We start from the raw sequence: 26,864 nt of genomic DNA on the forward strand, positions 1-26,864 counted from the left end.
GCGGCGAGCCGTCGGAGAGCGGTGATCGGGTGGGCGACGGTGAGCGGGCGGGGAACGGTGAGCAGCGGGTCGGGGACCGTGGTCGGGCCGGGGGCGGCGAGCCGTCGGAGAGCGGTGATCGGGTGGGCGACGGTGAGCGGGCGGGGAACGGTGAGCAGCGGGTCGGGGACCGTGGTCGGGCCGGGGGCGGTGAGCGGGCAGGGGGCGGTGATTCGGTCGGGGGCAGGCGGATTCGGTTGCCCACCGGATATGAGCTGCATCCATGGGCCGATCTGCGGCCCGCGGGGCAGGACGCCTCACAAGGCCCTTCGAACGTACGGAAGTTGTGGCACCAGAGTCCGGGGAGTGCGGGATGACCATCCTCTGTGTACGTTTCCAGTTGCCTCCGATGTCCGGGACGGCAGAGACCGGGGCCGGGATCGAGGCCGGGACCGAGGCCGCCCTGCCGGCGCTGCTCGGGTTGCTGGAGGAGTTCACACCGGTCGTCGAGGCGTTGCCGCCGGACGGGGCGCTGGCCGATCTCCGGGGCGCCGAACGGTACTTCGGGCGCAGTGCGGTGGAGCTGGCGTCGGTGATCCGGGTGCGGGCGCTCGCGCTGCACGGCGTCGACTGTGTGATCGGCGCCGGCGCCGGCCCGCTGTCGGCCCGTATGGCGCTGCGGGCCGCCCGGCCCGGGGTGACCTGCGCGGTCCCCGAGGGCGAGGTGCGGGAGTTCCTCGCCGGGCAGCCCGTCGCCGCGCTGCCCGGCGTCGGGACGGCGACCGCCCGCACCCTGGGCGAGTACGGACTCGACACCCTCGGCCGGGTCGCCGCCGCGCCCCTGTCCACGCTCCAGCGCCTGATCGGCGTCAAGGCGGGCCGGGAACTGCACGAGAAGGCGAACGGCGTCGACCGCGGCCGGGTCGTGCCGAACGCCGTGTCACGGTCGTTGGCCACCGAACGCCCCTTCGGACGCGACGAGGTGGACCCGGACCGGCATCGCCGCGCTCTGCTCTCGGCCGCCGAGGAACTGGGCGCTCGGCTGCGCGCCCTGGAGAAGGTCTGCGGCGCCCTGACCCTCACCGTGCGCTACGCCGGCCTCCCCCACTCCCGAACAGGCTCGAGCGGGGGAACCTCCACGGCCACCACCCGCAGCCGCACCCTCAAGGAGCCGACCGCGCATTCGGCGGCCCTGACGAGGACGGCGTACGGCCTGTACGAGGCGCTCGGTCTGCAGCGCGCCCGGGTCCGCGCGATCGCGCTGCGCGCGGAGGCCCTCGGCCCCGCCGAACAGGCCTCGTACCAGCTCACCTTCGACCCCGTCGACGAGAAGGTCCGGCGTGTGGAGGAGGTCGCCGACCGGGTGCGGGCGAAGTTCGGGCCGGGGGCGGTGAAGCCGGGAACGCTGGCGGCGTGAGTGGGACCTGCCGGTCGGACGGGTCCTGGGTGCACCAGGGTCAGTTGGCCCACGGGGGAGCGATCCGGGTTCCGTCGGCCAGTTCCGCCTCCAGGCCGATGGACGTGGTGACCCAGGAGAGCGCGGTGTGATCGGTCGGGTTCTCGACGGCCAGGGTCGTGCCCGGATTGACGATCACCGTGTCGCCGGCGGTGATCCGCTCGGCGATGCCGTCGAGCGTGAGGATCAGCTCGCCGACGAGCAGATGGAAGATCTCCTCCCGGTTGACGGTGTGCGCGGGACCCTTCGTCCCCGCGGGAATCTCGCCCCGCCAGGCGCACAGCTCCTTGCTGCCGGTGCGGGGGTTGGCGTACAGGACGAAGCGGGCGCCGTGGATCTCATGGGTGACGGCCTCCGACGAGCGGACGACGGGCATGGGGCCTCCTGTTGGACGGTTGCGACCGGTGGACGGACGGTTCCGGGAATGGTCAAGCAGCTTGACTATATGGCTCTATGGTCAAGCCGCTTGACCGTTCCGTCAAGGTGTTTCAATGCGGACGTGCAGAACTCCGAGGCCCTGGCCCTGTCCGCCGCCCTGCTCGCCGCCGCGGGTGAGCTCACCCGGCGCATCCACGACGGGGTCGTCGCCCGTGGGTTCGTCGAGCTGCGGCCCGCCCATGGCTTCGCCTTCGCCCGGCTCGCCCCGGGCGGTGCGACGGTCGGCGAGCTCGGCGTCCATCTCGGGGTGACCAAGCAGGCGGCGAGTCAGCTCGTCGAGGAGCTCGTGCGCAAGGGGTACGTCGAGCGCCGTCCGCATCCCGAGGATGCGCGGGCCCGGCTGATCGTGCTCACCGAGCGGGGCTGGGAGTGCACGCGGGCGGCGGAGGAGGCGGCCGCCGAGGCGGTGCAGGCGTGGGCCGATGTGCTGGGCGAGGGTGAAGTGCGCGTGTTGTGCAACCAATTGGTGCGCATTGCGCCCTACGGTCCCATCAGGCCCACCTGGTGACGGAATGTCAGTGACCTCGATCGCCGTCCACTATCACTGACACCACTGATGTCGCTGACTATCACCGGAAGTTTTTACTGACGCGTAACTTCACACTTCACCTACTCATCCGTAACTTGACGAGTGAACAGCATCCTCGTGATCCGGATCACAGGGCGTAAGGCCATCGCACCTCCCTTGAGCCGCAAGGAGATCACACGATGCTGCCCTGGAAGCGCGTGCTCGGACCACTCGCCGCACTGCTGCTGGCCGCCACGGCCGCCACCGTCCCCGCCACCGCCGCCCACGCCGAATCCACCGCCACGGCCGCCGCTACCGCCACCGCCTCGTCGAGCGGCTGGAACGACTACAACTGCAAGCCCTCCGCCGCCCGCCCCCGCCCCGTCGTGCTCGTGCACGGCACCTTCGGGAACTCGATCGACAACTGGCTGGCCTTCGCCCCCTACCTGACGGTCCGCGGATACTGCGTCTTCTCCGTCGACTACGGCCAGCTGCCGGGCGTCCCGCTCTTCAACGGCCTCGGCCCCATCGACAAGTCGGCCGAGCAGCTCTCCGCCTTCGTCGACAAGGTGCTCGCCGCGACCGGCGCCGCCGAGGCCGACCTCGTCGGCCACTCGCAGGGCGGCATGATGCCGCGCTACTACCTGAAGTTCCTCGGCGGAGCCGCCAAGGTCAACGCGCTGGTCGGCATCGCCCCCGACAACCACGGCACCACGCTCAACGGCCTCGCCAACCTGCTGCCGTACTTCCCCGGCGCCGAGGACCTGCTCTCGACGGCCACCCCCGGCCTCGCCGACCAGATCGCCGGGTCTGCCTTCCTCGCCAAGCTCAACGCGGGCGGCGACACCGTCCCCGGCGTCCGCTACACGGTCATCGCCACCAAGTACGACGAGGTGGTCACCCCCTGGCGCAGCCAGTACCTCAGCGGCTCCGACGTGCACAACGTCCTGCTCCAGGACCTGTGCCCGCTGGACCTCTCCGAACACGTGGCGATCGGGCTGTTCGACCGGATCGCCTTCCACGAGGCGGCCAACGCGCTCGACCCGGCCCACGCCTCCGCCACCACCTGCGCCTCCGCCCTCAGCTGACCCGCCGCGGTCGTCCCGCCGGGGCCTGTCCGACCTGAGCCGCCGGTCAGGCCCCGGAGTCCTGCCACGCGGAGGTGTGCCGGAACCAAGAAACCGCGGAATCGCCTGCTGGGGGAGGTCGTCGGCGATCTTTAGGGTCGCCTTAAGGAAGCGCTGAGCCTGGCATGAGGTAGCTAACCTCCAGGCATGACCAGCGAGAAGATCCGGCCCGCCACCGCGGCCGACGTGCCGGCCGTGAAGGCCGTCACGGATGCGGCCTACACGCCCTACATCGAGCGCATCGGGCTCGTGCCGCAGCCCATGGAGGCGGACCACGCGGCGAACGTGGCCGCGGGGAAGGTGTTCGTGACCGGTGACCCGGTCGACGGGCTGGTCGTCGTCGGGGAGTACGCCGACCACCTGTTCCTCGACAGCATCGCCGTCCACCCCGACGCCCACGGCAGGGGCGTCGGGCGGCGGCTGCTGCACTTCGTGGACGCACACGCGCGTGCGCTCGGCCTGACCGAGGTCAGGCTCCACACGCACGCGATGATGTGGGAGAACCAGAAGATCTACCCGAGGTACGGCTACGAGCTCGTGGAGCGTCGCATGGACGGGCCCTACGACCGGATCCACTACCGCAAGCGGCTGGGCTGAGCGGGGCGGGGCCGGGCGGGGCCGTCCTCAGCCGTCCGGCCACCAGGTGCGGGCGATGTCCTTGCGCACCTCGGGGCGCCCGGCGGGCCGTTCGTCGGCCTCCTCGCGGATGCGGCGGGAGTCCGTCTTCTTCAGGGGCTTCTGCACGGTCGTGCGGCGCATGGCTGCCTCCTTCAGGAACTACCTGGTTCCGCGATCTCACGGAGGTAGACCCTTTGGGGGAGAGTTCCTCATCGCCCCCCTGTCTGTCAGTGGCGGCTGTCACGATTCGAGTGTCAGTGGTGGGTGTCACTCTTGGGCACATGACGAAAAAGGGTGACGAACCGACTTCGCCGAGTGTCGACTGGGACGCGGCGGCGGCCGCCTTCGACGAGGAGCCGGACCACGGCCTGCGCGACCCCGAAGTGCGCGCGGCCTGGGCCGGGCGGCTACGGACCTGGCTCCCGGAGCGCGGCTGTGACGTCCTCGACCTGGGCTGCGGCACCGGCAGCCTGTCGCTCCTCGCGGCCGAACAGGGACACCGGGTGACGGGCGTCGATCTGTCCCCGGCCATGATCGACCTGGCCCGCGCCAAACTCGCCGGACGCGACGCGGTCTTCCTCCTCGGTGACGCGGCGGCGCCCCCGGTGGGGGAGGAGCGCTTCGACGCCCTGCTCGTACGGCATGTGCTGTGGACCCTGCCCGACCCCGCCCGCGTCCTGCGGCACTGGCGGGGCCTGCTGCGCCCGGGAGGGCGGCTCGTGCTGGTCGAGGGCGTGTGGGGGACCGTCGCCCCGGTCGGCATACCGGCGGACCGGCTCACCGCCCTGCTGGCCCCGGTGACCGTGCACACGCGCGTGGAGCCGCTGTCACAGGACGCCGGGCTGTGGGGCGGGGCGGTGGACGACGAGCGGTACGCCGTGGTGGCCACGGTGTGAGCGCCCCTCACCCGGGCCCCTCACGCCAGCAGCGACTCCAGGCCGCCCTCGGCGGTGGCGAGCGCCTCCAGCTCGTCGAGGGCGGTCAGCGCGGCGGCCGCGGCCGCCGGGTCCCGCCGCGCCAGCCCGCTCTCCTCGAACTCGTCCTCGTCCAGCCGCCGTACGTCCGTCCCGTCGGCGGAGCGCCACAGGTCCAGGTCGAGATCCTCGACGACCAGCTCGGCGCCGGACAGCGTGGCCGGGCGGGTGACGTCGCAGTACCAGCCCTTCAGCGCGCCCGTCGCGTCGCGGACCTCCTTCACGGCGTACCAGCGGTCCCGCCAGTAGTACTCGGTGAAGACGTCGCCGGCCTCGAACCGCACAAAGCCGAAGTCGCGCACGTCGTCACCGGCCCAGGGGGCGCGCACCGCGATCCGGTTGCCGTCGTCGGACAGCAGCTCGGCCGCGTAACGGATCTTCGTCCGGCCGCCCTTGACCAGGACGACCTCCACCGAACGCGCCTCCACCGAACGGGCCGACTCAGCCGATTTCGCGGACATGCCGTACCTCCGTCGCACAGATCTCGTATCCGAACCAGCGATTGATCGCGAGCATCGGCCCGTTGTCCGCGTCGTTGCCCGTGTACGCCTGCGTGTACCCCGCGGCGCGGGCGCGGTGCAGGGAGTCGTTCTTGACCAGCTTGGCCAGACCCCGGCCGCGGTGGGTCCGGGCGGTGCCGGTCATGCCCGTGGCGTACCGGCCGGCGTCGCCGGTGTGGGCCACGCTGAAGGCGACGGGGCGGCCGTCGGCCATGGCGACCGAGGTCAGTTCCAGGTCCAGGTGGGGGTACTTCCAGTACTCGTCGACCCAGGCCTCGTAGTCCGTGAACTCGGTGTCGATGTCGCCCGGTTCGTCCGAGCCCGCCTCCGCGTCCAGGGCGAACAGCGGGCGTGGGTCGTCGGCGAAGTCGGCGGCCGTCCGCAGCTCGACGCCGGGCGGCGGGTCCTGGAGCGGCGGCAGCGAGGTCCGGGCCAGGTCCAGGCGGAGGAAGTGCGCGGAGCGGCTCGGCCGGTAGCCGTGGCGCTCGGCGAAGGCGCGGTTGCCCGGCTCGTCCAGCACCCAGGAGAACAGCTTCGTCGCCCCGTGCGCCGCCAGATGCTCCTCGCCGGCGCGGACCAGCGCGGCGCCCGCGCCGCGTCCGGTGCGCGCCGGGTCCACGTACACGTTCAGGGAGCCCTGGCCGGGCTCCGGGCTGTCATGGGCGAGGCTCACCTGGGCCGTGCCGACGATCTCGCCGTCCTCGACGGCCACCAGCTTGCGGGCGTGGGCGTCGGGGTGGGACAGGGAGAGGCTGTGCAGCACGGACGCCGGGCTGAAGAAGACATAGGGCAGGGCGAGGTGCCGGACCCGGATGAAGCCCTCGACGTCGGCAGGCGCACCGGGGCGCAGATCGCGCACGATGACGGTCATGTGAGCGCACGCTACGGGCGGGCGACCCCCGGCTGCCTCCCATTTTCCGGTGCCGCCGTTTTCCGGTGGGTGCGGGAGAATCGGGCCGTGACCTTGAAGATCCACATCGATATCGATGAGAGCGCCGCGCCGTACGAACAGGTGCGGGCGCAGATCGCCGGGCAGGCGCGGTCGGGCGCGCTGCCGGTCGGGTACCGGCTGCCGACGGTGCGGGGGCTGGCCGAGTCGCTCGGCCTCGCCGCGAACACCGTCGCCAAGGCGTACCGGGCGCTGGAGGCGGACGGGGTGATCGAGACCCGGGGGCGCAACGGCACGTTCGTCGCCGCGGCGGGCTCGGCGGCCGAGCGGGAGGCCGCGGCCGCCGCGCAGGCCTACGCCGAGCGGGTGCGGCGGCTGGGGCTCACCGAGGAGCAGGCGTCGGCCGCCGCGCGGGACGCACTGCGGGCGGCCTACGAGGAGTGATCAGCCGCGGGCGGAGAGCGCGCGAGGGGTGCGTGCCACCGTCAGCCCGCGAGTGATCAGCCGCGGGCGGCGAGCGAGTGCGGGGTGCGTGTCACCGCCAGCCCTGCCCGTTCGGCCGTTCTGCCGAACAGCGCCGCGTCGCCCACCGCTGCGCCGCCCGGGTCGTTGTTGAAGTACGCGTACACGTCACCGCCGTCGGCCCAGGTCGTGGCGATGCGGTCGATCCAGGTCCTCAGGGAGCGGTGGCCGTAGCGCGGCCAGGGCTCGGCGCGGCCCTCGTGGAAGCGGAGGTATCCCCAGTCGGCGGTCCGCCACAGCGGCGTGAGCGGGCGGGCCTGTGCGTCGGCCCAGCACAGGGCCGCGTCCCGGGAGCGGAGGACCTGCCGCACCTCGGGGATCCACCACGAGTCGTGCCGTGGCTCCACCGCGACGCGGGTACCCGCCGGGAAGCAGGACAGACAGGCGTCCAGGAGTCCGGGATCGGCGTGCAGGGTCGGCGGCAGCTGGAGGAGGACCGGGCCGAGACGGCTCCCGAGGCCGGCGGCGTGGGTCATCAGCCGGTGCACCGGCTCCTCGGGGTCGTGCAGCCGCTTGACGTGGGTCAGATAGCGGCTCGCCTTCACGGCGACCACGAAGTCCGGCGGGACGCGCTCGGCCCAGGACGCGAAGTTCTCCCGCGACGGCAGCCGGTAGAAGGCGTTGTTGACCTCGACGGTGGCGAACTGCGCCGCGTACTCCTCCAGCCACCGCCGCACGGGCACGTCGGCCGGGTACAGGACGCCCTTCCAGTCCTTGTACTGCCAGCCGGACGTACCGACGTACAGCGTCATGCCTCCATCAAAACACCCGGAATGCCCGGGAGCCGACTCAGAGGTACAGCCCCGCGTCCGACCCGCCCCGCGGCTCCGGCAGCGAGGTGGGGGAGACGCCCCGGCGCAGCGCGTACAGCTCGGCCAGGGTGGCGCCCTCGCGGCCGACGCCCTCCTCGGTGCCCAGCCAGTCCACCGCCTCCCGCCGGGTCAGCGGGCCGACCTCGATACGCGCCAGACAGCGGCCGGGGCGCACGACGGCGGGGTGGAGGCGCTCCAGGTCCTCGTTGGTGGTGACCCCGACCAGCACGTTGCGGCCCTGGCCGAGGAGACCGTCGGTGAGGTTCAGCAGCCGGGACAGGGCCTGGCCCGCGGTGTGCTTGGCCTCGCCGCGGATCAGTTCGTCGCAGTCCTCCAGGAGCAGCAGCCGCCAGCGGCCCTTGCCCGTGCCGTCCTCCTCGCCGATCGCGATGTCCATCAGATAGCCGACGTCGGAGAAGAGCCGCTCGGGGTCCAGGACGCAGTCCACCTGGCACCACTCCCGCCAGGAACGGGCCAGCGTGCGCAGTGCGGAGGTCTTGCCGGTGCCGGGCGGGCCGTGCAGCAGGAGCAGCCGGCCCGCGATGTCCTCCGGGGTCGTCCCCATCAGATGGTCCATCGCGTCGGCGACGGGGGCGGTGTAGTTGGTGCGCACCTCGTCCCAGGTGCCCGCGGAGATCTGGCGGGTGGTGCGGTGCGGGCCGCGCCGCGGGGAGACGTACCAGAAGCCCATGGTCACGTTCTCCGGCTGGGGTTCGGGCTCGTCCGCCGCGCCGTCCGTGGCCTCGTCTAGCACCTGTGCGGCCAGTTCGGCGGTGGTCGCCGTGACCGTGACGTCGGCGCCGCGGTTCCAGCGGGAGATCAGCAGCGTCCAGCCGTCGCCCTCGGCCAGGGTGGCGCTGCGGTCCTCGTCGCGGGCGACGCGCAGGACGCGGGCGTGCGCCGGCAGCAGGGTCGCGCCGGAGCGCACGCGGTCGATGTTCGCCGCGTGCGAGTACGGCTGCTCGCCCGTCGCGAAGCGGCCGAGGAACAGCGCGTCGACGACATCGGACGGGGAGTCGGAGTCGTCCACGGTGAGCCGGATCGGCAGAGCGTCGTGTGGCTGTACGGACATGCCGCCATGATCCGGCACGAGGACGCCCTCTGCACCCGGTTTCCGTAGTGCGCGTGGTGTGTCGGGAGTGTCGCGTGTGTCGGGTGTATCTGGTCGGTCCGGCCTGGCGTGAGTGGCCCCGACGGGCTCCGCCGGGGCCACCCCTCAGACCAGCCGCGGGAGTTGCCGGGTCCTGCGCACCATCGCGTACCCCTTGGTGAGAGCCCGGTCCCGGGCGAACGCGCGGGCGATCGCCCGACCGTCGAGCAGCCGTTCGAACTCCGCGGCGTCCGTGGTCCGCCGTACCGTCACCCGGCGCAGGGCGAACGGTCCCTGGGCGCGGCGGGCGAGGGAGTTGCCCACGGCGAGTGCCTGGGCGAACCCGTGTTCGCGCACCGCGGTCCGCACCCGGCGGCTGGAGTAGCCGTACGGGTAGGCGAACGACAGGGGCAGGGCCCCCAGCTCGTCGGCGACGATGTCCCGGCAGCGGGTCAGCTCGGCGCACAGCCGGGCGTCGTCGAGCCGGTCGAGCTGCGGGTGGCTGTGGCTGTGGCCGCCGATCTCCACGCCCACGTCCGCCAGTTCGCGCACCTGCCGCCAGTCCAGCATGGTGTCCAGGCCGCCGCCGGTGTCATGGGCGCCCCGGAGCCAGCCGGTGGAGACGAACAGGGTGGCCGGGAAGCCGTGTCCCGCCAGCGCCGGGAGGGCGTGCCGGTGCACGCCCTCGTAGCCGTCGTCGAAGGTGATCAGGACCGGGCGGCCCGGCAGCGGCCGGCCGGCCCGCCAGCGCGCCGCCAGGTCGGCGGTGGTCAGCGGGGTCAGGCCCCGCTCCGCGATCGCCGCCAGCTGTTCGGCGAACGCCTCGGGCGTGACCGAGAGCGTGCGGGTGGCGTCGTTCGGTTCGGCGGCCACCGAGTGGTACATGAGGATCGGCACGCGCGCCTCGCTCATGCGGCCCGCTCCACTTCGTCCAGGGTGATCGGCACCACGGCGAACGTCGTCCCCGCCCGCCGCGCCCGCATGCTGCCGACCACGTATCCGCCGGCCGCCGTCAGCACCCCGGCGACGATCGCGCCCGCCCGCCGGGCCCCGCCGCGTCGGGCGAGCAGTTGGTCGCGCAGTCCGCGCAGGACTCCGGCCGGCAACACCCGGGTGGCGTACCGGCGTTCGGACTCCAGGCCCTTGTCGACGCCGACGCTGCGGGCGACGAGTGCCTTGGACAGGCCTTCCGCGTAGGTGCGCGTGCGGAAGTACCCGAAGTGCTCGCGTGCCTCGGGGACCTTGTGGTGGATCACCGCGCGGTCGTCCATCAGCAGGATGGCCTCGGGTCTCGCGTGCGTGAGCCGGATGCACAGATCCGTCTCCTCGCCGCCCATCGGGCGTTTGTTGCCGTCGCGTCCGATGCCGGTGGCGAAGCCGCCCACGGAGTCGAACGCGGTGCGCCGGAACGAGGCGTTGCCGCCGAGGATGTTGCGCACCCGGACCCGGCCGGGCGGCAGCCCCCGGTAGGAGCAGCCCACCACCCAGTCGAACTCCTCGGGGAACCAGTCGGGCCGCCGTCCGGAGGACCAGACGGGCACGGCACGGCCGCCCACGGCGAGGACGCGGGGGTCGGAGTACGGGTCGGCGAACCGGCGCAGCCAGTCCCGTTCGGCGACGGCGTCGTCGTCGAGGAAGGCGATGACCTCGCCGTGCGAGGCGGCGATGCCGGTGTTGCGGCCGGCCGACAGTCCGCGCGGGCCCGCGTTGGGCAGCACCCGCACCTCGTCGGTCTCCTTGTACTCGCTGCGCAGCCGGTCCAGGAGGGTCGGGTTGTGGTCGACGACGACCAGGGTCTCCCGGGCCGGGTGGGTCTGGGCCTGCACCGAGGCGACCGCCGCGAGGATGTCCTCCCAGCGGTCCTCGGTGTACACACAGATGACGACGGAGACGTCGATCGTGCTCAAGACAGCTCTCCCCGGACCGAGTCGAGCATCGGCGAGCGGCGGGTCAGCCGGCGCAGCGCACGCCGGTTGGACCGCTCCCGGAGGATGACCCGCAGCACGCGCAGCCCGTCGCGGACGGCGCGCAGGTTGCTGACGCCGTGGATGCGCAGGTACTCGTGGCTCGGTATCTCCTGCACCTTCAGACCGGCCTTGACGACCCGGATGTTGATCAGGGTCTCGATCTCGAAGCCGGTGCAGTCCAGCTCGATCTTGTCCAGGCAGTGCCGCCAGAACGCGTTGTAGCCGTAGCACAGGTCGGTGTAGCGGGCGCCGAACTTGCGGTTGACGATGGCGCACAGGACCGCGTTGCCGAGCCGGCGGATGAAGGTCATGTCGTCGGTGCCGCCGCCGTTGGCGAAGCGGGAGCCCTTGGCGAAGTCCGCGCCCGAGACGAGGGCGGAGACATAGCTGACGATCTCGTTGCCGTCGGCCGAGCCGTCCGCGTCGACCATCACGATGATGTCGCCGGTGCACGCCTCGAAGCCGGTGATCAGGGCGTCGCCCTTGCCCCGGCCCTGCTGGCCGACGACCTTGACGCCGGGCCACAGTTCGCGGGCGACCTCGACGGTGTCGTCGGTGGAGTTGCCGTCGACCAGGACCACTTCGTGGATCCAGTCCGGCAGGGTCTTGAACACGTACGGAAGGTTCTCGGCCTCGTTCATCGCGGGGATGACCACGCTCACCGGTGGCGCGATGGCCAGGTGAGAGGAGATGGGCCGGTACTTGCCGACGGTCGACGGGCTGTCGAGATCCTGGCCCGAGGTCGCCGGCTGCAGAACGGAACTCATGAGTCTGTCCCTCTCGTCCGGTGGGCCGCCCGCCCCCTGGGGGGCGGCCCGAATCCACGTCCGGTTCGAAAGGGGGGTTGGTTTCTCACCCATGGCGGACTGGTTCTCCGCCGCATGCCGGAGTGATCTCCGCGCACACCGGTGAGCTGGCAAAGCTGACCGGCTACCGGCGAAAAGACGGCAGCCGACCGCGCGGCACGGCCCGGTCGCCTACGTGGCCACCGAGCACGGCACCCCCCTACCGCGCTCTCGCCCCGGATGCCGTCGCGGTCCCTGAGCCCTCCCCTGGAGCCGTTGCCGACGGTCCGCTGCGAGTGAGATGTATGACGGTATTGATGATTACGCCCGGATGGCAAGCCCTTGGTGTTCCTCTCACCATTTTGTTCGTTTGACCGTTACACAATGGTGCGTCCCGTTGGGGGCATGGGAAAAAAATGTTCCCCGGAGGTGTGGGGCCCTCCGGGGAACAGGTGTTTCAGTGCCGCGTCAGCGTGGGAATCGGCGTCGGCGGCGACGGCGTCACGGCACGATCTTCAGCAGCCGGTTGGGCGAGCCGGTGCCCGCGCTGGTGACCACGCCGGTGGTCGCGCCGCCGGTCAGGGCCGTGGCGACCTGGGCCGGGGTGGCCGAGGTGTGGCCCGCCAGATAGACCGCCGCCGCGCCCGCGACGTGCGGGGTGGCCATCGACGTCCCCGAGATGGTGTTCGTCGCGGTGTCGCTGGTGTACCAGCCGGCCGTGATGGAGGAGCCGGGGGCGAAGATGTCCAGGATCGAGCCGTAGTTGGAGTAGCTGGCCTTGGCGTCGGTGCTGGTGGTCGCGCCGACCGTGATCGCGCTGGCGACGCGGGCCGGGGAGTACGAGGAGGCGTTGGCCGCGCTGTTGCCCGCCGCGACCGCGTAGGTCACGCCGCTGGCGATCGAGTTGGCGACCGCCGTGTCCAGCGTGGTGGAGGCGCCGCCGCCGAGCGACATGTTGGCGACCGAGGGACCGGAGTGGTTCGCGGTCACCCAGTTGATGCCGGCGATGACGCCCGCGGTGGTGCCGGAGCCCGAGTTGTCGAGCACCCGGACCGCCACGATGTTCGCCTTCTTGGCGATGCCGTAGGTGGAGCCCGCGATCGTGGTGGCCACGTGGGTGCCGTGGCCGTTGCCGTCGGAGGCGGTGGTGTCGCCGTCCACGGCGTCGTAGCCGTAGGAGGCGCGGCCGCTGATCTGGGAGTGGGTGATGCGCACGCCGGTGTCGATGACGTACGCCGTGACGCCGCTGCCCGCGGTGTCCGGGTAGGTGTACGTGCCGGACAGCGGGAGCGACGTCTGGTCGACGCGGTCCAGGCCCCAGGGGGCGCTCGACTGCGTGGTGTCGGTCACCTTGACGGTCTGGTTCTGCTCGACGACGGCCACCGCCGGGTCCGCGGCGAGTCTCCTCGCCTCGGCGGCGGAGAGGGTGGCGGTGTAGCCGTTCAACGCGGCGCCGAACGTCTTGTCGACCGTGCCGCCGTACTCCTTGATGAGGTCCTTGCCGGTCGCCGAGGACGCCTTGAAGCCCGCCTGCGACTTCAGGGTGACGATGTAGCTGTCCTTGACGGCGGTGGGGGAGCCGGCCGCGAGCACCTTGCCCTCGGCCGGGGCGGCCTGGGCGGGGAGCGCGGTGAGCCCGCCGACGAGGGCGGCGGCCGCCACGGTGGCGGCGGCGGTCATCCGGACCTTGTTGCTACGCAGTTGCGCCATAACGAGGGAGTCCTCCTCAGGGCCGCGTGCGCCTGGGTGGGGCGCACGCTGTGGGGGAGTGCGCGCGGTTGCGCACACGGCCTCGAACGTCGCGTTCCGTTCTCGGCCGAGGTAAAGCTTCCGCCATCCGCGGGCAAAGACAAGGGAGTTGAAAGGTTGTCAACAATATTGACATGTGCACGTAACGAGGCGAGCGGAAACGGGCGCTGAACGATCCCGCCAGGCGTCGAAAAGTCTTGGCATGAACACTTCCCGTCAACACGCGTAGTTGCTACCACGGTTATGGCAGAGATCCTGCTAAAGGGAGGTTCCATGAGACGTTCCCGACTTGTCGTATTCGTCAGCTCACTCCTCCTCGCCGCCGGCGCAGCCCTCACCGGGGCGACCGCGGCACAGGCGTCCCCACTCGCCGCGACCGGCGGCTATGTGGCGCTCGGCGACTCCTACTCCTCCGGCGTCGGCGCGGGCAGCTACATCAGCTCCAGCGGCGACTGCAAGCGCAGCACCAAGGCGTTCCCGTACCTCTGGAACGCCGCCCACGCACCGGCCTCGTTCACCTTCGCGGCCTGCTCGGGCGCCCGGACGGGTGACGTTCTGGCGAACCAGCTCGGCGGTCTGAACTCCTCCACCGGCCTTGTCTCCATCACCGTCGGCGGCAACGACGCGGGCTTCGCCGACGTCATGACGACCTGTGTCACCGGCTCCGACAGCACGTGTCTGTCCCGCATCAACACCGCCCGGGCCTACGTCGACTCGACACTCCCCGGGAAACTCGACACCGTCTACTCGGCCATCGACGCCAAGGCGCCCAACGCGCAGGTGGTCGTCATCGGCTACCCCCGCTTCTACAAGCTCGGCACGGTCTGCCTGGGCCTGTCCGAGACCAAGCGCTCCGCCATCAACAGCGCGGCCGACTACCTCGACGCCGCCGTCGCCAAGCGCGCGGCGGCCCACGGGTTCGCCTTCGGCGACGTCCGCACCCCGTTCAGCGGCCATGAGATCTGCTCCGGCAGCTCCTGGCTGCACAGCCTCAACTGGCTGAACATCGGCGAGTCCTACCACCCGACCGCATCCGGTCAGTCGGGTGGCTACCTGCCGGTCCTGAACAGCGCGGCCTGAGCCGTCACTCCGACGGTGAGGAGGAGGGGGAGGCCTCGCCCGACGGGGCCTCCGTCTCACAGGTGACCGAGAACGGCACCGAGTTGGACGTCACCTTCACCGGATCGCGCACCTCGACGGCGATCGCGTTCTGGTACGTCCCGCTCTCCGCGTACGTCGACAGGATCACCTTGTCCGTCTTGGACTTGCCCCCGCCCGACGGGAACTCGAGCGTCTTCCAGGTCTGCCCGGAGAGCTCGCCGTCCTTCGACACCCAGCGGTAGGACACCGTCGCGGGCAGCTGCCCCACCTTGATCGTCGCGGTGAACGCGGGCGCGTCCTCGTCGGCCGGCGGACAGTCGCCGGAGTAGTCCGTATGGGCGCCGCTGACGGTGACCGCGACGGTCTGTTCCGGGGCCTTCGAGCTCTCGCTCTCACTCGGCTCGGGGCTCGACGGCTCGCCGGTGTCCTCGTTCGTCGACGGCTGCGTCGCAGGCGAACTCACGACGTCCGTAGCGCTGTTGGTGACCCCGCCGGTACCGCCTCCGCCGCCGTTGTCGCGGTTCAGCAGCCCGTACGTCAGCCCGGCGACCGCCAGCGCCACCGCCGCCACACCCGCGAGGAGGACCACGCCGGCGCGCCGACTGCGATCCGGCCGCGAGGCCGTCGTCGACGCCGTCGTCGGGGAGCCCGGCGGAGCACCCGTGGGGGTGGTCGCCCACGGCTGCGGCTGGGGCGGGGTCTGCGGCCCCGGGCGCAGCGGCTCGGCGGGGGTCGCGACCGTCGGCGGATACGGCGTGTACGGCGCCGCGCGCGTCGAGTCCGCCCGGGGGTCGCCGCCCGCGGCGATCAGCCGCAGATCCTGCTCGGCCCGGTCGGCGGGCAGCCGCTCGGCCGGGTCCTTGCGCAGCAGGCCCTCGATGACGGGCGCGAGCGGCCCGGCCCGGTGCGGCGGCGGCAACTCCTCGTCCACGATCGCGCGCAGGGTGCTCAACGGAGTGTCGTACCGGAAAGGGGAGTTGCCCTCGACCGCCGCGTACAGCAGCACGCCCAGCGACCACAGGTCCGACTCGGGCCCCGGCGTACGCCCCAGCGCGCGCTCCGGCGCGAGGAACTCGGGGGAGCCGATGACCTCGCCGGTCATGGTCAGCGCCGAGGTGCCCTCGACGGTCGCGATGCCGAAGTCGGTGAGCACCACCCGGCCGTCGTTCGACATCAGCACGTTCGCCGGCTTGACGTCCCGGTGCAGCACCCCGGCCTCGTGCGCGGCCCGCAGCGCGGACAGCACCTCGGCCCCGATGTGCGCGACCCGCGCCGGTTCGAGCGGCCCTTCCGAGTCCAGCAGCTCGGCGAGGGAGATCCCGCGCACGATCTCCATGACGATCCACGGCCGGCCGTCCTGCTGGGCCACGTCGAACACCGTCACGACGTTCCGGTTCGCGACCCGGGCCGCGGCCCAGGCCTCGCGCTCCAGCCGGGCGTACATCCGCTCGACGTCCGAGGCCGGCAGCCCGGCCGGGGCGCGCACCTCCTTGACGGCGACCTCGCGCTGCAGCACCTCGTCACGGGCCCGCCAGACCACGCCCATGCCGCCCTCACCGAGGGGGGTCAACAGCCGGTACCGGCCCGCGATCAGACGTTCACTGCCCGGTTCTTCGGACACCGCGCCCCCATTTCGCTCTTCGTATCCGGGCGAAAACCTCCGCAACCCCACAAACGTAGCTCAGCCGAGTACGGATGCGGCCCCCTTGAGCACGAGTCCCGCGCCGAGGGCGACGACGAGGAACGCCGACCACAGGGGCACATTGCGCCGGACGAGCGTCACGACCGGGTGGGTCGTCCAGCGCGGCTGACGGTCCAGCAGGCGGGTCGCGCCCGCGCCCAGCCTGACGACGGCGAACCCGGCGGCGGTGAGGGTCAGCGCGAGCCCGACGCCGTACGCGACGACGAGCAGCAGCCCGAACCAGGCCTGCCCGAGCGCGGCGGCGCCGACCAGTACGACCACGGCGGACGGACTGGGGACCATGCCTCCGGCGAACCCGAGCAGGATCGTGCCGCGCAGCGTGGGGGCGACGGCGTGGGTGTGGGTGCGGCCGCCGTGGGTGTGGGTGTGGGTACGGCCGTGGTCGTGCGAGTGGTCGTGATCATGGTGTTGGTCGTGATCGTGGTCGTGAGTGTGCCCATGGTCATGGCCGTGATCGTGGTCATGGCTGGGCTCGTGGTCGTGATGGGAATGGGTGTGCGGGGTGGGGGCGCCGACGAGAGCGAGTTGACGATCGGGGGTTTTCGCCGGCTCGTGGGTGTGGGCGTGCGGGTGGTCGTCGTGGGGGTCGGGATGGGGGTGCGGATGGGGGTGGCCGTGTGCGGTGTCCGGGCCGCGGCCGCGCCAGGCCCGCAGGGCGAGGGTCGCGCCCGCGACGAGCACCAGCGCACCGCTCGCCAGCCCCAGCCAGGCGATCACCGAGGGCGCGGCGGCCGAACCGGCGGTGACGAGAAGCCCGAGGGCGACGACGCCCAGGGTGTGCGTGATGGTCACGGAGGCGGCGAGCGGGAGGACGTCCTTCATCCGGGCCTTGCCGCCCCGGGCGGCCGCCGTCGCGGCCATGATGGTCTTGCCGTGGCCGGGCGCGACCGCGTGCATCGCGCCGAGGAAGACGGCGATCAGCAGCGCCAGCGCGGCGAAGCCGACGGTGAGGTCCTGCCGGGCGACCAGATGGTCCAGGGCCCGGGTCCAGCGGTCGGCGCCGCGCGGCAGCACGGAGGCGGCCGGTGCGTCCCGGTCCTCCTCGACGAGGGCCGCACCGCCGGGCCGCACCCGCACGGACGCGGTCGCGGTGTCCGCGGGGGAGGAGAGCAACTCCTGCGGATAGCTGGTCAGTTCGCCGGAGGCCGACTTCTCCGGCACATCGGAGTCGGTGAGCGTCATCCGGTCGCCGCGTGCGGTGATCTCCCGCCAGCCCGGGCCGCTGGAGGCCCCCTCGCTGTGGAAGCCGAGGGTGATCGACTCCTCGTCGGGGAGCGGCGCGGTCAGCCGGCACTCCACGCGCAGGGTGTCGAGCCCGGCCTGACCCGGACGCACCGTGGCCTTGCTCGTGCCCGCCGTGAGGGTGACGGCACGGCCGTCGACGGTGAGTTTGCTGCCGCTCGCGGCCGTCGCGCACCGCTGCCGGGCCCACTCGGTCATCCCGAGCCGTTCGAGGTCCGGCTTGGCCTGGGTCGCCGGGATCTCGGCGAGGTCCTCGACGTGGTCCACGCGGAGCTGTCCGGGAGCGGCGACGAGACCGTCGTAGCGGTTGACGGTGAAGTTGCCGAGGGGGTGCGCGCTCGCGCTGGTGGAAGGAACCAGCACGAGCGCGCAGCCGGCCGTGAGCACGGCCGCGCAGGAGGCGAGCAGACGACGGGAAATCACTTGCTCGCCTCCAGCGTCTTGAGTGCCGTACGGGCCGCGCCGGCGCCCAGCGGAGAGAAGCCGGGGTTCAGCTTCAGGGCGGCGGCGAGGTGGGTACGGGCGTCGGCGGGGTGACCGGTGGCCTTCTCGATCACCCCGCGGTGGTAGAGGAAGGACGCGTTGCGGTAGCCGGTGGCGGTGGCCTGCCGGGCGTAGGCGAGGGCCTCGGCGTCCTTGCCGTTGACGTGCAGGGCCCAGGCGAGGGCGTCCGCCGTGTGCACGGTGTGCCGGCGGGACCAGTCGTCGCGGGCCGCGCGCAGCGCCGTCGCCTTGTCGCCGTGGTCGGCGGCGGCGAGCGCGGTGTCGAGGTCGGCGTTGACGCCGTTGGCCCGGGCGATGGCCGTCCACGCGTCGACGAGGGCGTACTGGTCCGCGGCCTTCGCCCGGTCGCCCTCGCCGCCCCGGGCCTCGTACAGCTCGCCGAGCTCGACGAGCGGGCCGGGGAGCGGATAGCGGGCGACGATGAGCTCCAGCCCCTTGATCGCCTCGGCCCGCTGACCGCTCGCGGCCTGGGCGCGGGCGCGGCCCTCCAGCGCGGGGAGGTAGTTCTCGTCGGCGGCGAGCGCGCGGGCGTAGTGGGTGAGCGCGGTGGCGTAGTCGCCCTGGTTCCAGGCGAGTTGGCCGAGCTCACTGGCGACGTAGGCGATGTCGCCGGGGGAGGTGGACGAGGCGAGCGCCTTGTCCAGGACCCGGCGGGCGGTGTCGACGTCGCCGCGCAGTTCGTGCACGTACGCGTAGCGGGTGAACACCGGAATGCCCGGTCGCCGGTCGTCGGCCGTGTTCACGGCTGCCTCGGCGTCGTCGTAGCGGCCGAGTTCGACGAGGGCGTCGATGCGGGAGCACAGGGCGCGTTCGTTGTACGGGTTCAGCTTCAGCGCCCGGTCGGCGAGCTCGAGGGCGTTCGCGAAGTCATGGCGTGCGGCGGCGAGCGCGGCCTGGCCGGCGAGGGCCTGGTCGTTGTCGGAGCGCACGGAGAGGGAGCGCTTCAGGGCCTGCTCGGCCTGCGGGTAGCGGGAGGGGTCGCCCTTGGTGCGGGCCTGCTCGACGTAGGCGAGTCCGAGCGTGGCCCAGCCGCCGAAGTCCCTCGGCTGGGCGCGGAGATGGGCCTGCAGCGCGGTGATGCCGGAGTCGAGGTCACCGCTGGCGAGCAGTCCGGGGGAGACCGCCGCGGCTGTCACCACCGGCACGTTCTGTCCGTCCCGCACCGCTCCGAACGCGATCGCCCCGGCGGTGAGCGCAACGGCCAACATGGCGGCACACGCCCCGAGTTGAACCCCGCGCCAGCGACGCCCGGCGGCGCCCATCCGGCGGACGGCGGCGACCCGCTCGTCGTCAGCGCCAGCGTCAATGTCAATGTCAGCGTCAATGTCAACGGCAGCGTCGGCGCCTGCGTCAGCCGCAGCGGCTGCGGCGTCGTCGGCGGCAGTTGCTGCGGTGTCCGGGTCGGTGTCGGCTTCCGTGGGCCCGGTGTCCGTCGTGGCCTCGGCGCTCGTCGGCTCCGGGCGGGCGGTCTCTGCGGCCCCCGCGCCCGCGGCCTGAACGGTCGCTGCGCCCGCGGCCTGCGCGGTCTGCGCCGAATCGGCCTGTGCCTCGGTCGCGTTCTTCGTGACGGAGTCGTCCTCGTGCTCCGGCCGGCCGTCGTTCGTCCGCGCGGACATGCCCTCTCCTAGGTCGCCTGGGGTTGATCAGCCTGCTGATGTGAGGGTGGCGCGGCCCGCGCCGTGGGGGATGAGTACGCGGGCCGCGCCAGTCGGTGGGGCAGGGCCGGGGAGCGCAGGATTCTCCCCGGCCCGCTCAGGGGAGGGCCTAGTAGGCCCGCCGCCGCCCGCGCCACCACATCAGGCCGCCGCCGATGAGGAGGATGCCCGCGGCGCCGGCGCCGGCGGACGAGGCGATGAGGGTGGTGTTGCTGGTCGAGCCGAGGCCGTCACCGAGCGCGCTGCGGGTGGCCGCGTCGGTCTTGGCGGTCGCGCCGCGCGAACCCTCGGTGGGCAGGGCGACGTAGGGGAAGGCCTTCTCGAAGTTCTTGTCGTTCTTGTCGACCGCGTCGCCCAGGTCGTTCTTGGTGCCGAGCAGCTCGCCCTCGACGACCTGCAGCGAGGCGTCGATCACGTCGTCGGTGAGGCGGCGCCCGTTCGGGAAGCCCGCGTTGTCACCGTCGAGGACACCGAGCCGCTTGGGGCTGGCGGCCGGCTTGATGGAGGTGTTGAGGCGCAGTTCCTCGGACGGCGTCACGTACGGCGGCTGGTTGAGGCCCTTGACGCCCTTGAGGAACACGTCGACGAGGTCGTTGCGCGGCTCGGCCGGCGCCTTGATCTTGTAGATCGCCTCGATGAGCTTCGGCAGCTCGGGGTTGGTCACGTTCTTCAGGAACTGGGCGTCGTCCTTGGGCTCGGACGCGTTGAACTTGTCCTTGTCCTTGATCGGGTTGACGACCTCGTTGACCAGCGGCATGCCCAGGCGCGAGACCTGCTCGTACTTGCCCTTGGCGTTCTCGCGCTGGGTGGTCGACCAGATGCCGACGATCGGCTGGTGCTTCGACTCGGCGATCATGTCGTTCGGGACCTGAAGCGCGATCGAGTTGACGTTGTAGCCCTTGAGCGTGTCGTTGCCGACCTCGGAGAGGTCGCCGCCGTACAGCAGGTCGAAGACGCGCAGGTCGAGGAAGAACGGGTCGTCGGCCTGGCCCGCGAAGGTCTTGGCGCCGCTGGAGAGCTTGTAGATCGCCTCGTCGCGCAGCTTCGAGTAGTGCGGCATCGAGGCCTTGCCCACGTTCGACGGCGCCACCGGCACATCGTCCGCGATCTTGGTCTCGTGCTCGACCTTCCCCTTCTTCAACTTGATGAGTTCGAGGTCGTAGGTCTGCGTGACGTTCAGGTCGGGGTCGTCCAGGCTCTCGACAACGCCCGTGTTGTAGAGGAACGTCTTCTTGTTCTTCGTGTGCGTGTTGAAGGTGTAACGGAAGGTCAGGTCCTCCTTCGCGTCACCGTTGTTGTCGATGTTGAGGTCGTACTGGGCGTCCTCGGCGAAGGGGAAGAAGTTGGGGCCGCCCGCCGGCTCCTCGAAGGGGATCCAGTTCGCGACGATCGTCGTCGTGTCCGGGTGGTCCGGGCTGACGAACGCGTACACGTCCGTGTTGTCGTACTGCGGGGTGCCGGAGATGAGAGGGGCCTCACGGTGGCTGGAGGCGTAGGCCGCCCCCGGCCCCAGCGTGGCGACGCCGGCGGCTGCGAGCCCTCCGGCGGCCAGTGCGCCGCATATAAGGGTCGCGACGCTCTTGCGTCGGTTGCCGCTCCTGGAGATAGCTGTCATGCCGTCCGTCCTCTGTGCCAACTTGCCTGACGGACAGTGATACGGAGCGAAGGGCGGGTTCGGATTGGTCGAAACCAAAAAACTTTTTCTTTCCTGCTCACCCGCGTTTTCGGCCTTCGTATCCGTACCCCCCATCCGGAGGTGTGTTCGTTGCGAATGCCTGGTGTGACGGGGCGGCCCGGCTGTGGCGGCCGCAGAGAGGGGGACCGCATGGAGGCGGACGAGCTGCTGGTGCTCGTGGCGGGAGGCGACCAGCAGGCATTCGAACAGCTCTACGGACTGGTGTCCGGGCCGGTGTTCGGGCTCGTGCGCCGGGTCGTCAGGGATCCCGCACAGTCGGAGGAGGTCGCCCAGGAGGTGCTCCTGGAGGCCTGGCGCTCCGCCGGCCGCTTCGACCCGAGCCGGGGCAGCGCCCTCTCCTGGATCCTCACCCTCGCGCACCGGCGGGCCGTCGACCGGGTGCGCAGCGCCCGTGCGGCCGTCGACCGTGAGCAGCGCGAGGCCCGGCGCTACCACGACCCCGCCTTCGACCAGGTGACGGAGGAGGTCGAGGCCGGCCTGGAACGCGAGTGGGTCCGCCGCTGCCTCGACCGGCTGACGGCGCTTCAGCGCCAGTCCGTCACCCTCGCCTACTACGACGGCTACACCTACCGTGAGGTGGCCGATCGGCTCAAGCTGCCGCTGGGTACGGTGAAGACACGGATGCGTGACGGCCTCACCCGGCTGCGCGACTGCCTGGGAGGTGCCGCATGAGTGTGCTCGGTCTGTTCCGTCGCGAGGACCTGCACTCGCTGGCCGCCCCCTATGCGCTCGACGCGCTCGAGGGCGACGAACGCCGGCGCTTCGAGAAGCACCTGAAGGGCTGCGACCGTTGCTCCGCCGAGGTGCGGGCGATGGCCGAGGACGCCGTCCGGCTCGCCTGGTCCGCGGCCGCCCCGCCGCCGGCCGCGATGCGCGACCGGGTGCTGGCCGCCGTGCAGAGAACTCCGCAGGAGCACTCGCGTGCGCCGGTGCGGGAGCACGAGCCGCAACTGCCGCCGCATGTCTGGGGCACGCAGCCGCCGCCGGGACGCTCCCGTGCGCCCCGCGCGCGCCGTCCGTTCTTCGTGCCGTTCGCGACGGCCACCGCGGCGGCGGCCCTCGTCGTCGCCGGGCTCTTCGCGGTCCAGGCCAATCGGACTCAGGACCAGCTGACCGCCGAGCGCGCCCAGGCGCGTGAGATCGCCCACGTTCTCGCAGCGCCGGACGCACGGGCGAGCGGCGGCAAGGACGCTCAGGGCAGAAATATCGGAGTGATCGCTTCCGCATCGGAGGGGGAGGCGATCGTGACCTTGAGCGGATACGGCGACCTGCCCACCGGACAGGTGCATCAGCTGTGGCTCATGCGCCCCAACGCGCAACCACGCTCCCTCGGGCTCTTCGACGGCGACACGCCCCTGGTCGCGACGGGCCTCGACAAGGCCGCGACATCACTCGCTGTCACCGTCGAGCCCGATGGCGGCTCGCCGCAGCCCACCACGCAGCCGGTTGTCCAACTCACCCTGAAATCGGTTGGATTCGGAGAGTGATCGGAGAGGAGTCGTCAACCCCCTTATGGGGAAGGTGAATCCTGTGAGCTCGATACACGTGTGCCGCGACGGGGCGATAGGGTTACCCTGCCCGGGCCGGGTGGACTCGTACGGGTGGGGAGTGACATGGAACAGATAACGATGCACAGCAGGGCGAGGGTCCCTGCGATCACTTGCGGGAGCAGCGCGACCAGTTCGCGCCTGGACCGCCATCTCTCGGTGCTGGCGGGTCCCGCCATACCGCAGCGGGAGACGGTCGAGGCGACTTCGCTCATGCGGGAGCTGACCGCGCGTGAGCCCGTGCGCGACCACAGCTCGAGGACGGCGCGGATGAGCCGCGTCTCGCTCTTCGCCCCCCTGCGCCGACTGCGCCGCACGCTGTTCGGCGGCAAGCACTGACCGGCCGGCACGTTCTCGCGTACTGAGTCCCGCGCTCAGGCGGTCACACCGTCCCGGCGCAGTGCCGCGATCTCGTCGTCCGTCATCCCCACGGCACGCGGCAATGCTTCGGTGTGCTCCCCGAGCGCGGGAACGTCTCCCCTTTGTGTCTCCGCTCCGCCCGGCAGCGGCGGGGGCACCCCCGATCCGAGCGTGGCAGCGCTCGCGGCGTCCCGACCGGCGTCCCCACCGGCCTCCCGCCGTCGCTGACGGGCCGTCGCTCCGCTCGTGGACGCTAGAGCAGGGCGAACTGGCCCTCCGGTCCCTCCTCGTGGTGGTCCAGGACCGTCGCCGGTCGGCGGGCCGCGTCCGGGACCGGGAGGACGCCCGCCGCGCGCAGCTCCGCCGCCGTGACCGGGTCCGTCACCTTCAACTCCGCCTGCCGCTCGCCGACTTCCGCCAGCAGCGCCAACACCGTGATGAGCTCCAGGAGTTCGGAGGTCCACGGCTGCTGCCAGGCCGTCGGGCGGATCGCGGCCAGGGTGCCCGGCTCGGCGAGCTCGGCCGTCCGCGCCGCGAACCACTGCTCCAGCACCCGGCCGCCCGGTCCCGTCCCGAAGTCCCAGGCCTCGGGCGGGACGGGGGAGACGCGGCCCTCGTCCAGGTGCAGGGTCTCCTCGTCCCGGTCGTACAGCAGGGTGAGCGGGCGGGCCGGGAGCGGGGCGCGGACGTACGGGCGGCGGCCGCCGGGGAGTTTGGGGCGCTCGCCGTGCCGGCGCAGCAGCCACAGCGCGCGGTGGCCCGTCTCGACGCCGCGCGCCCAGAGTTCGGGATCCCGGGTGAGCGGGACGGTGAGATCGGCGCGGACGGCCGTCAGGGTCCAGGCCAGGAAGTCCACCGGATCGGGGGAGTGGCCCAGGCTGTCGAGAAAGGCCGGCAGGCCCGGCGCGAGGTTCGGCTCCCGGCCGCCCGGCCGCCGGTACAGCGGGCGGATCCGGCCAGGGCGCAGCAGCGGGAGCAGGGAGGTCGCCAGGAGTGGCCGGTCCGGCGTGTCCGGGGTCTCGACCACGAACACCTGTGCGTCGTCCGCCACCCGCCACAGCTCCGGGCGGGCCGCGTCGATGAGGCGGTGGTCGGGGATGAGCCACTGCTCGTCGAAGGGCGCCGCCAGCACCCGTACCGGCTCCGGGCAGGGGCCCGAGGCGCGGAGCAGCTTCTGCGTGCCGCCGGACCGGCCGGGCAGCTGCCCCACCGCCGTGTGCAGGGTGCGGGAGCGCGTCGGCTCGAACAGGGCCTCGCGGTCCGGTCCCTCGGCCTTCATGAGGGTGTCCCAGCGGGCTTTCAGGGAAGCCGGGTCGGGGTCCGTCGGCCACCCCCGGCCGAGCCGCGGCGGTGCGACGGACCACGGCATGAGGTCCGCCAGCGGCGGAGCGTCGTCGGGCGTCACGCTGGGCATGGTACGACGGCTCGCGCCCGGCCGGTCAGGTCGCGTCGAGCGTGACGGTGAACGAGAAACGGTCGCCCCGGTAGTGGATGACGGCCGCGTCGAGGACCCGGCCGCCCGCGTCATAGGTGACGCCCGTGTAGTGCAGGATCGGGCTCAGCAGCGGGACCCGGAGCAGCCGGGCCGTCTCCGGGTCCGCCAGCCGCGCCTCGACCGTGTCCGTGATCCGGCTGATGTCCGCGCCCACGACGTCCCGCAGCACCTTCGTCATGGGCCAGCGCACCAGGTCGTCGGGGTCGATCCGGGCGGCGAGTTCCGGACGGACGTAGTTGCGGGCGTGGTTGGTCGGCTCGCCCGTCTTCTCGTCGCTCCTGAGGCGGTGGTACGTGGCCACCTCGGCCAGATCCGGGAAGTGCTCGGCGACTTCGGCGGGGGCGGGCGCCCGGCCGTGGTCGAGGAGCTGCGTCGCCATGCCGGACTGCTGGGCCACGATCGCGTCGACCGAGCCGAGCAGCCGGACCGGGGCGCCGCGCCTCGCGGTCGGCTCGATGAACGTGCCGCGGCGGCGGTGCCGGGTGATCAGCCCCTCGTCCTCCAGCTCCTTCAGCGCCTGTCGCATGGTCAGCACGCTCACCCCGTAGTGCCCCGCCAACTGCTCCTCGGTGGGCAGCCGGAGGGGGTCCCGGGGCGAGCGGCCGAGTATCGAGGCGCGCAGCGACTGCGACACCTGGTACCAGAGCGGCAGCTTGCGGGTGAGGACGATCGAGTCCGGCGCGAAGGAGGTCACGGGGCTATCCGTACCGGTCGGGAACGTTCAGTGCAATGTGCCGTCGGACGGCGGGAAGTCGGCCGGGCGGAAGTGGCGTTCGAGGCCCTGCCACACGTCGTCGTAGCGCTGTTGCAGACAGTCCGCCTCGGCCGCGTGCGGGGTGAGGGCGATGGGCCAGCGCGTCTCGAACATGAACGCCAGCCCGTCGTCGATCCGCTGCGGTTTCAGCTCGGCGGCGCTCGCCCGGTCGAACGTCTCCCGGTCCGGGCCGTGCGCGGACATCATGTTGTGCAGCGAGCCGCCGCCCGGCACGAAGCCCTCCGCCTTCGCGTCGTACGCGCCCTCGATCAGGCCCATGTACTCGCTCATCACGTTCCGGTGGAAGTACGGCGGCCGGAAGGTGTCCTCGCCGACCAGCCAGCGCGGGGCGAAGACCACGAAGTCGACGCCGGCGAGGCCCGGGGTGTCCGACGGCGACGTCAGCACCGTGAAGATCGACGGGTCCGGGTGGTCGTAGGAGATGGTCCCGATGACGTTGAAGCGGCGCAGGTCGTAGACGTACGGCACATGGGTGCCGTGCCAGGCGACGACGTCCAGCGGGGAGTGGTCGTACGTCGCGCCCCAGAGGTGGCCGCAGAACTTGTTGACCACCTCCACCGGGCCCTCGACGTCCTCGTACGCGGCCAGGGGCGCCCGGAAGTCACGGGGGTTGGCGAGGCCGTTGGCGCCGATCGGGCCGAGGTCGGGGAGGCGGAAGGGGGCGCCGTAGTTCTCGCAGACGTAGCCGCGCGCGGAGCCGTCCAGCAGGTCGACGCGGAAGCGGACCCCGCGCGGGATCAGCGCGACCTCGCCGGGCTCGGCGTGCAGCAGCCCGAACTCCGTGCGCAGCAGCAGCCCGCCCCGCTCGGGGACGATCAGCAGCTCGCCGTCGGCGTCGCTGAGGACGCGCTCCATGGACGTGTTCGCGTGGTACAGGTGCACGGCCATGCCGCTGCGCTGCGCGGCGTCGCCGTTGCCGCCGAGGGTCCACAGCCCGGCCAGGAAGTCCGTGCCCGCGGGCGGCTCGGGCAGCGGGTTCCAGCGCAGCCGGTTGGGGTCGGGGACGGTCTGGGCGAAGGGGCCGGTGCCGATCGCGCCGTCCTCGACGCGGGTGAACGCCGGGTGCGCGGCCGACGGGCGGATCCGGTACAGCCACGAGCGGCGGTTGTGGGCGCGCGGCTCGGTGAACGCGGCGCCGCTGAGCTGCTCCGCGTACAGGCCGAGGGGCGCGCGCTGGGGCGAGTTGCGGCCGTCGGGCAGAGCGCCCGGGACGGCCTCGGAAGCGTGCTCGTTCCCGAACCCCGAGAGGTAGCTCAACCCCTCGGCCGTCTTGCGTGCGTCCCCGCTGCTCATGCTCGCCCCACTCTCCGACTCCTGGATCGCCGATCCCTGCTCGCCGATCCTGATCCCTGACCCTGATTCCTATGTATCAC

The 26,864-nt window shown here is 72.0% G+C and carries 27 protein-coding genes and 1 pseudogene; 10 read left to right on the forward strand and 18 right to left on the reverse strand.

Annotation, left to right across the window (positions count from 1 at the left end; genetic code table 11):
- A pseudogene (locus ABZ725_RS33655) lies at nucleotides 1-260 on the reverse strand (hypothetical protein); the annotation flags it as partial.
- Between the two features lie 92 nt (nucleotides 261-352).
- Between ABZ725_RS33655 and ABZ725_RS33660 the strand changes: the two are divergent.
- Nucleotides 353-1,396 (forward strand): hypothetical protein, encoded by a 1,044-nt coding sequence (locus tag ABZ725_RS33660; RefSeq protein WP_358806271.1) that lies wholly within the window; start codon nucleotides 353-355, stop codon nucleotides 1,394-1,396.
- Between the two features lie 40 nt (nucleotides 1,397-1,436).
- On the opposite strand, the gene ABZ725_RS33665 is transcribed toward ABZ725_RS33660, so the two are convergent.
- Complete coding sequence (locus ABZ725_RS33665; RefSeq protein WP_358806272.1) at nucleotides 1,437-1,811, reverse strand: cupin domain-containing protein; 375 nt, start codon at nucleotides 1,809-1,811, stop codon at nucleotides 1,437-1,439.
- Nucleotides 1,812-1,934: 123 nt separating this feature from the next.
- On the opposite strand from ABZ725_RS33665, the gene ABZ725_RS33670 reads away from it, so the two are divergent.
- The 3 genes from ABZ725_RS33670 (at nucleotide 1,935) to ABZ725_RS33680 (ending at nucleotide 4,105) form a co-directional block, all read left to right on the forward strand.
- Complete coding sequence (locus tag ABZ725_RS33670) at nucleotides 1,935-2,381, forward strand: MarR family winged helix-turn-helix transcriptional regulator (RefSeq protein WP_358806273.1); 447 nt, start codon at nucleotides 1,935-1,937, stop codon at nucleotides 2,379-2,381.
- Nucleotides 2,382-2,581: 200 nt separating this feature from the next.
- Entirely contained in the window at nucleotides 2,582-3,469 is an 888-nt protein-coding gene (locus ABZ725_RS33675) for an alpha/beta fold hydrolase (RefSeq protein WP_358806274.1), read from the forward strand.
- Nucleotides 3,470-3,655: 186 nt separating this feature from the next.
- Nucleotides 3,656-4,105 (forward strand): GNAT family N-acetyltransferase, encoded by a 450-nt coding sequence (locus ABZ725_RS33680; RefSeq protein ID WP_358806275.1) that lies wholly within the window; start codon nucleotides 3,656-3,658, stop codon nucleotides 4,103-4,105.
- A 27-nt stretch (nucleotides 4,106-4,132) separates the two neighbouring features.
- Here ABZ725_RS33680 and ABZ725_RS33685 read toward each other — a convergent pair whose 3' ends face one another.
- Nucleotides 4,133-4,267, reverse strand: coding sequence for a hypothetical protein (locus tag ABZ725_RS33685; protein WP_133913577.1), 135 nt, complete (start codon nucleotides 4,265-4,267; stop codon nucleotides 4,133-4,135).
- A gap of 140 nt (nucleotides 4,268-4,407) precedes the next feature.
- Between ABZ725_RS33685 and ABZ725_RS33690 the strand changes: the two genes are divergently transcribed.
- On the forward strand, nucleotides 4,408-5,022 hold the full coding sequence (locus ABZ725_RS33690) for a class I SAM-dependent methyltransferase (protein ID WP_358806276.1): 615 nt from the start codon (nucleotides 4,408-4,410) through the stop codon (nucleotides 5,020-5,022).
- 20 nt (nucleotides 5,023-5,042) lie between these two features.
- Here ABZ725_RS33690 and ABZ725_RS33695 read toward each other — a convergent pair whose 3' ends face one another.
- Nucleotides 5,043-5,561: a DUF402 domain-containing protein gene (locus tag ABZ725_RS33695; protein WP_358806277.1), complete on the reverse strand. Its 519-nt coding sequence runs from the start codon at nucleotides 5,559-5,561 to the stop codon at nucleotides 5,043-5,045.
- Complete coding sequence (locus ABZ725_RS33700) at nucleotides 5,542-6,471, reverse strand: GNAT family N-acetyltransferase (protein ID WP_358806278.1); 930 nt, start codon at nucleotides 6,469-6,471, stop codon at nucleotides 5,542-5,544. Before ABZ725_RS33700 ends, ABZ725_RS33695 begins: the two co-directional genes overlap by 20 nt.
- Nucleotides 6,472-6,558: 87 nt before the next feature.
- Between ABZ725_RS33700 and ABZ725_RS33705 the strand changes: the two genes are divergently transcribed.
- The gene (locus ABZ725_RS33705) at nucleotides 6,559-6,933 is read left to right on the forward strand and encodes a GntR family transcriptional regulator (RefSeq protein ID WP_351914297.1); all 375 of its coding nucleotides are present in this window, start codon (nucleotides 6,559-6,561) and stop codon (nucleotides 6,931-6,933) included.
- 56 nt (nucleotides 6,934-6,989) lie between these two features.
- On the opposite strand, the gene ABZ725_RS33710 is transcribed toward ABZ725_RS33705, so the two are convergent.
- The 6 genes from ABZ725_RS33710 to ABZ725_RS33735 form a co-directional block, all read right to left on the reverse strand.
- The gene (locus ABZ725_RS33710; protein WP_358806279.1) at nucleotides 6,990-7,763 is read right to left on the reverse strand and encodes a DUF72 domain-containing protein; all 774 of its coding nucleotides are present in this window, start codon (nucleotides 7,761-7,763) and stop codon (nucleotides 6,990-6,992) included.
- Nucleotides 7,764-7,800: 37 nt separating this feature from the next.
- Entirely contained in the window at nucleotides 7,801-8,895 is a 1,095-nt protein-coding gene (locus ABZ725_RS33715; RefSeq protein WP_351914293.1) for a DUF5925 domain-containing protein, read from the reverse strand.
- Between the two features lie 144 nt (nucleotides 8,896-9,039).
- A complete protein-coding gene (locus tag ABZ725_RS33720; RefSeq protein ID WP_358806280.1) occupies nucleotides 9,040-9,825 on the reverse strand; it encodes a polysaccharide deacetylase family protein in 786 nt (261 codons plus the stop codon).
- Nucleotides 9,822-10,820, reverse strand: a complete 999-nt coding sequence (locus tag ABZ725_RS33725; RefSeq protein ID WP_358806281.1) for a glycosyltransferase family 2 protein — start codon at nucleotides 10,818-10,820, stop codon at nucleotides 9,822-9,824. The genes ABZ725_RS33720 and ABZ725_RS33725 overlap by 4 nt, the downstream gene beginning before the upstream one ends.
- Nucleotides 10,817-11,647, reverse strand: a complete 831-nt coding sequence (locus ABZ725_RS33730) for a glycosyltransferase family 2 protein (protein ID WP_358806282.1) — start codon at nucleotides 11,645-11,647, stop codon at nucleotides 10,817-10,819. Before ABZ725_RS33730 ends, ABZ725_RS33725 begins: the two co-directional genes overlap by 4 nt.
- Before the next feature lie 519 nt (nucleotides 11,648-12,166).
- Nucleotides 12,167-13,375 (reverse strand): S8 family peptidase, encoded by a 1,209-nt coding sequence (locus ABZ725_RS33735; RefSeq protein ID WP_358806283.1) that lies wholly within the window; start codon nucleotides 13,373-13,375, stop codon nucleotides 12,167-12,169.
- Between the two features lie 312 nt (nucleotides 13,376-13,687).
- Here ABZ725_RS33735 and ABZ725_RS33740 point away from each other — a divergent pair, with 312 nt between their 5' ends.
- Nucleotides 13,688-14,494 carry an SGNH/GDSL hydrolase family protein gene (locus ABZ725_RS33740; RefSeq protein ID WP_358806284.1) on the forward strand — a complete coding sequence of 269 codons (807 nt, stop codon included), beginning with the start codon at nucleotides 13,688-13,690 and terminating at the stop codon, nucleotides 14,492-14,494.
- 4 nt (nucleotides 14,495-14,498) lie between these two features.
- On the opposite strand, the gene ABZ725_RS33745 is transcribed toward ABZ725_RS33740, so the two are convergent.
- The 4 genes from ABZ725_RS33745 to ABZ725_RS33760 all read right to left on the reverse strand — a co-directional run bounded on the left by ABZ725_RS33745 (nucleotide 14,499) and on the right by ABZ725_RS33760 (nucleotide 21,233).
- Nucleotides 14,499-16,136: a serine/threonine-protein kinase gene (locus ABZ725_RS33745; RefSeq protein ID WP_358806285.1), complete on the reverse strand. Its 1,638-nt coding sequence runs from the start codon at nucleotides 16,134-16,136 to the stop codon at nucleotides 14,499-14,501.
- A 60-nt stretch (nucleotides 16,137-16,196) separates the two neighbouring features.
- Nucleotides 16,197-17,882: a nickel transporter gene (locus tag ABZ725_RS33750; protein ID WP_358806286.1), complete on the reverse strand. Its 1,686-nt coding sequence runs from the start codon at nucleotides 17,880-17,882 to the stop codon at nucleotides 16,197-16,199.
- Nucleotides 17,879-19,579 carry a tetratricopeptide repeat protein gene (locus tag ABZ725_RS33755; protein WP_358806287.1) on the reverse strand — a complete coding sequence of 567 codons (1,701 nt, stop codon included), beginning with the start codon at nucleotides 19,577-19,579 and terminating at the stop codon, nucleotides 17,879-17,881. The genes ABZ725_RS33750 and ABZ725_RS33755 overlap by 4 nt, the downstream gene beginning before the upstream one ends.
- Before the next feature lie 148 nt (nucleotides 19,580-19,727).
- The gene (locus ABZ725_RS33760; protein WP_351914278.1) at nucleotides 19,728-21,233 is read right to left on the reverse strand and encodes a DUF4331 domain-containing protein; all 1,506 of its coding nucleotides are present in this window, start codon (nucleotides 21,231-21,233) and stop codon (nucleotides 19,728-19,730) included.
- A 210-nt stretch (nucleotides 21,234-21,443) separates the two neighbouring features.
- On the opposite strand from ABZ725_RS33760, the gene ABZ725_RS33765 reads away from it, so the two are divergent.
- The 3 genes from ABZ725_RS33765 (at nucleotide 21,444) to ABZ725_RS33775 (ending at nucleotide 23,200) form a co-directional block, all read left to right on the forward strand.
- Complete coding sequence (locus tag ABZ725_RS33765; protein ID WP_351914277.1) at nucleotides 21,444-21,986, forward strand: sigma-70 family RNA polymerase sigma factor; 543 nt, start codon at nucleotides 21,444-21,446, stop codon at nucleotides 21,984-21,986.
- Entirely contained in the window at nucleotides 21,983-22,801 is an 819-nt protein-coding gene (locus ABZ725_RS33770) for an anti-sigma factor (RefSeq protein ID WP_358806288.1), read from the forward strand. The genes ABZ725_RS33765 and ABZ725_RS33770 overlap by 4 nt, the downstream gene beginning before the upstream one ends.
- Before the next feature lie 126 nt (nucleotides 22,802-22,927).
- Nucleotides 22,928-23,200: a hypothetical protein gene (locus ABZ725_RS33775; RefSeq protein WP_351914273.1), complete on the forward strand. Its 273-nt coding sequence runs from the start codon at nucleotides 22,928-22,930 to the stop codon at nucleotides 23,198-23,200.
- Between the two features lie 274 nt (nucleotides 23,201-23,474).
- On the opposite strand, the gene ABZ725_RS33780 is transcribed toward ABZ725_RS33775, so the two are convergent.
- From ABZ725_RS33780 to hmgA, 3 genes are read right to left on the reverse strand one after another with little or no spacing between them, the layout of a single operon-like run.
- Entirely contained in the window at nucleotides 23,475-24,635 is a 1,161-nt protein-coding gene (locus ABZ725_RS33780; protein WP_358806289.1) for a type ISP restriction/modification enzyme, read from the reverse strand.
- Between the two features lie 25 nt (nucleotides 24,636-24,660).
- Nucleotides 24,661-25,410 (reverse strand): GntR family transcriptional regulator, encoded by a 750-nt coding sequence (locus tag ABZ725_RS33785; RefSeq protein ID WP_358806290.1) that lies wholly within the window; start codon nucleotides 25,408-25,410, stop codon nucleotides 24,661-24,663.
- 27 nt (nucleotides 25,411-25,437) lie between these two features.
- The gene (hmgA, locus tag ABZ725_RS33790) at nucleotides 25,438-26,784 is read right to left on the reverse strand and encodes a homogentisate 1,2-dioxygenase (RefSeq protein WP_358806291.1); all 1,347 of its coding nucleotides are present in this window, start codon (nucleotides 26,782-26,784) and stop codon (nucleotides 25,438-25,440) included.
- Nucleotides 26,785-26,864: the final 80 nt, after the last annotated feature.

This window comes from Streptomyces sp. NPDC006872 (assembly GCF_040635845.1).
Lineage (GTDB): Bacteria > Actinomycetota > Actinomycetes > Streptomycetales > Streptomycetaceae > Streptomyces.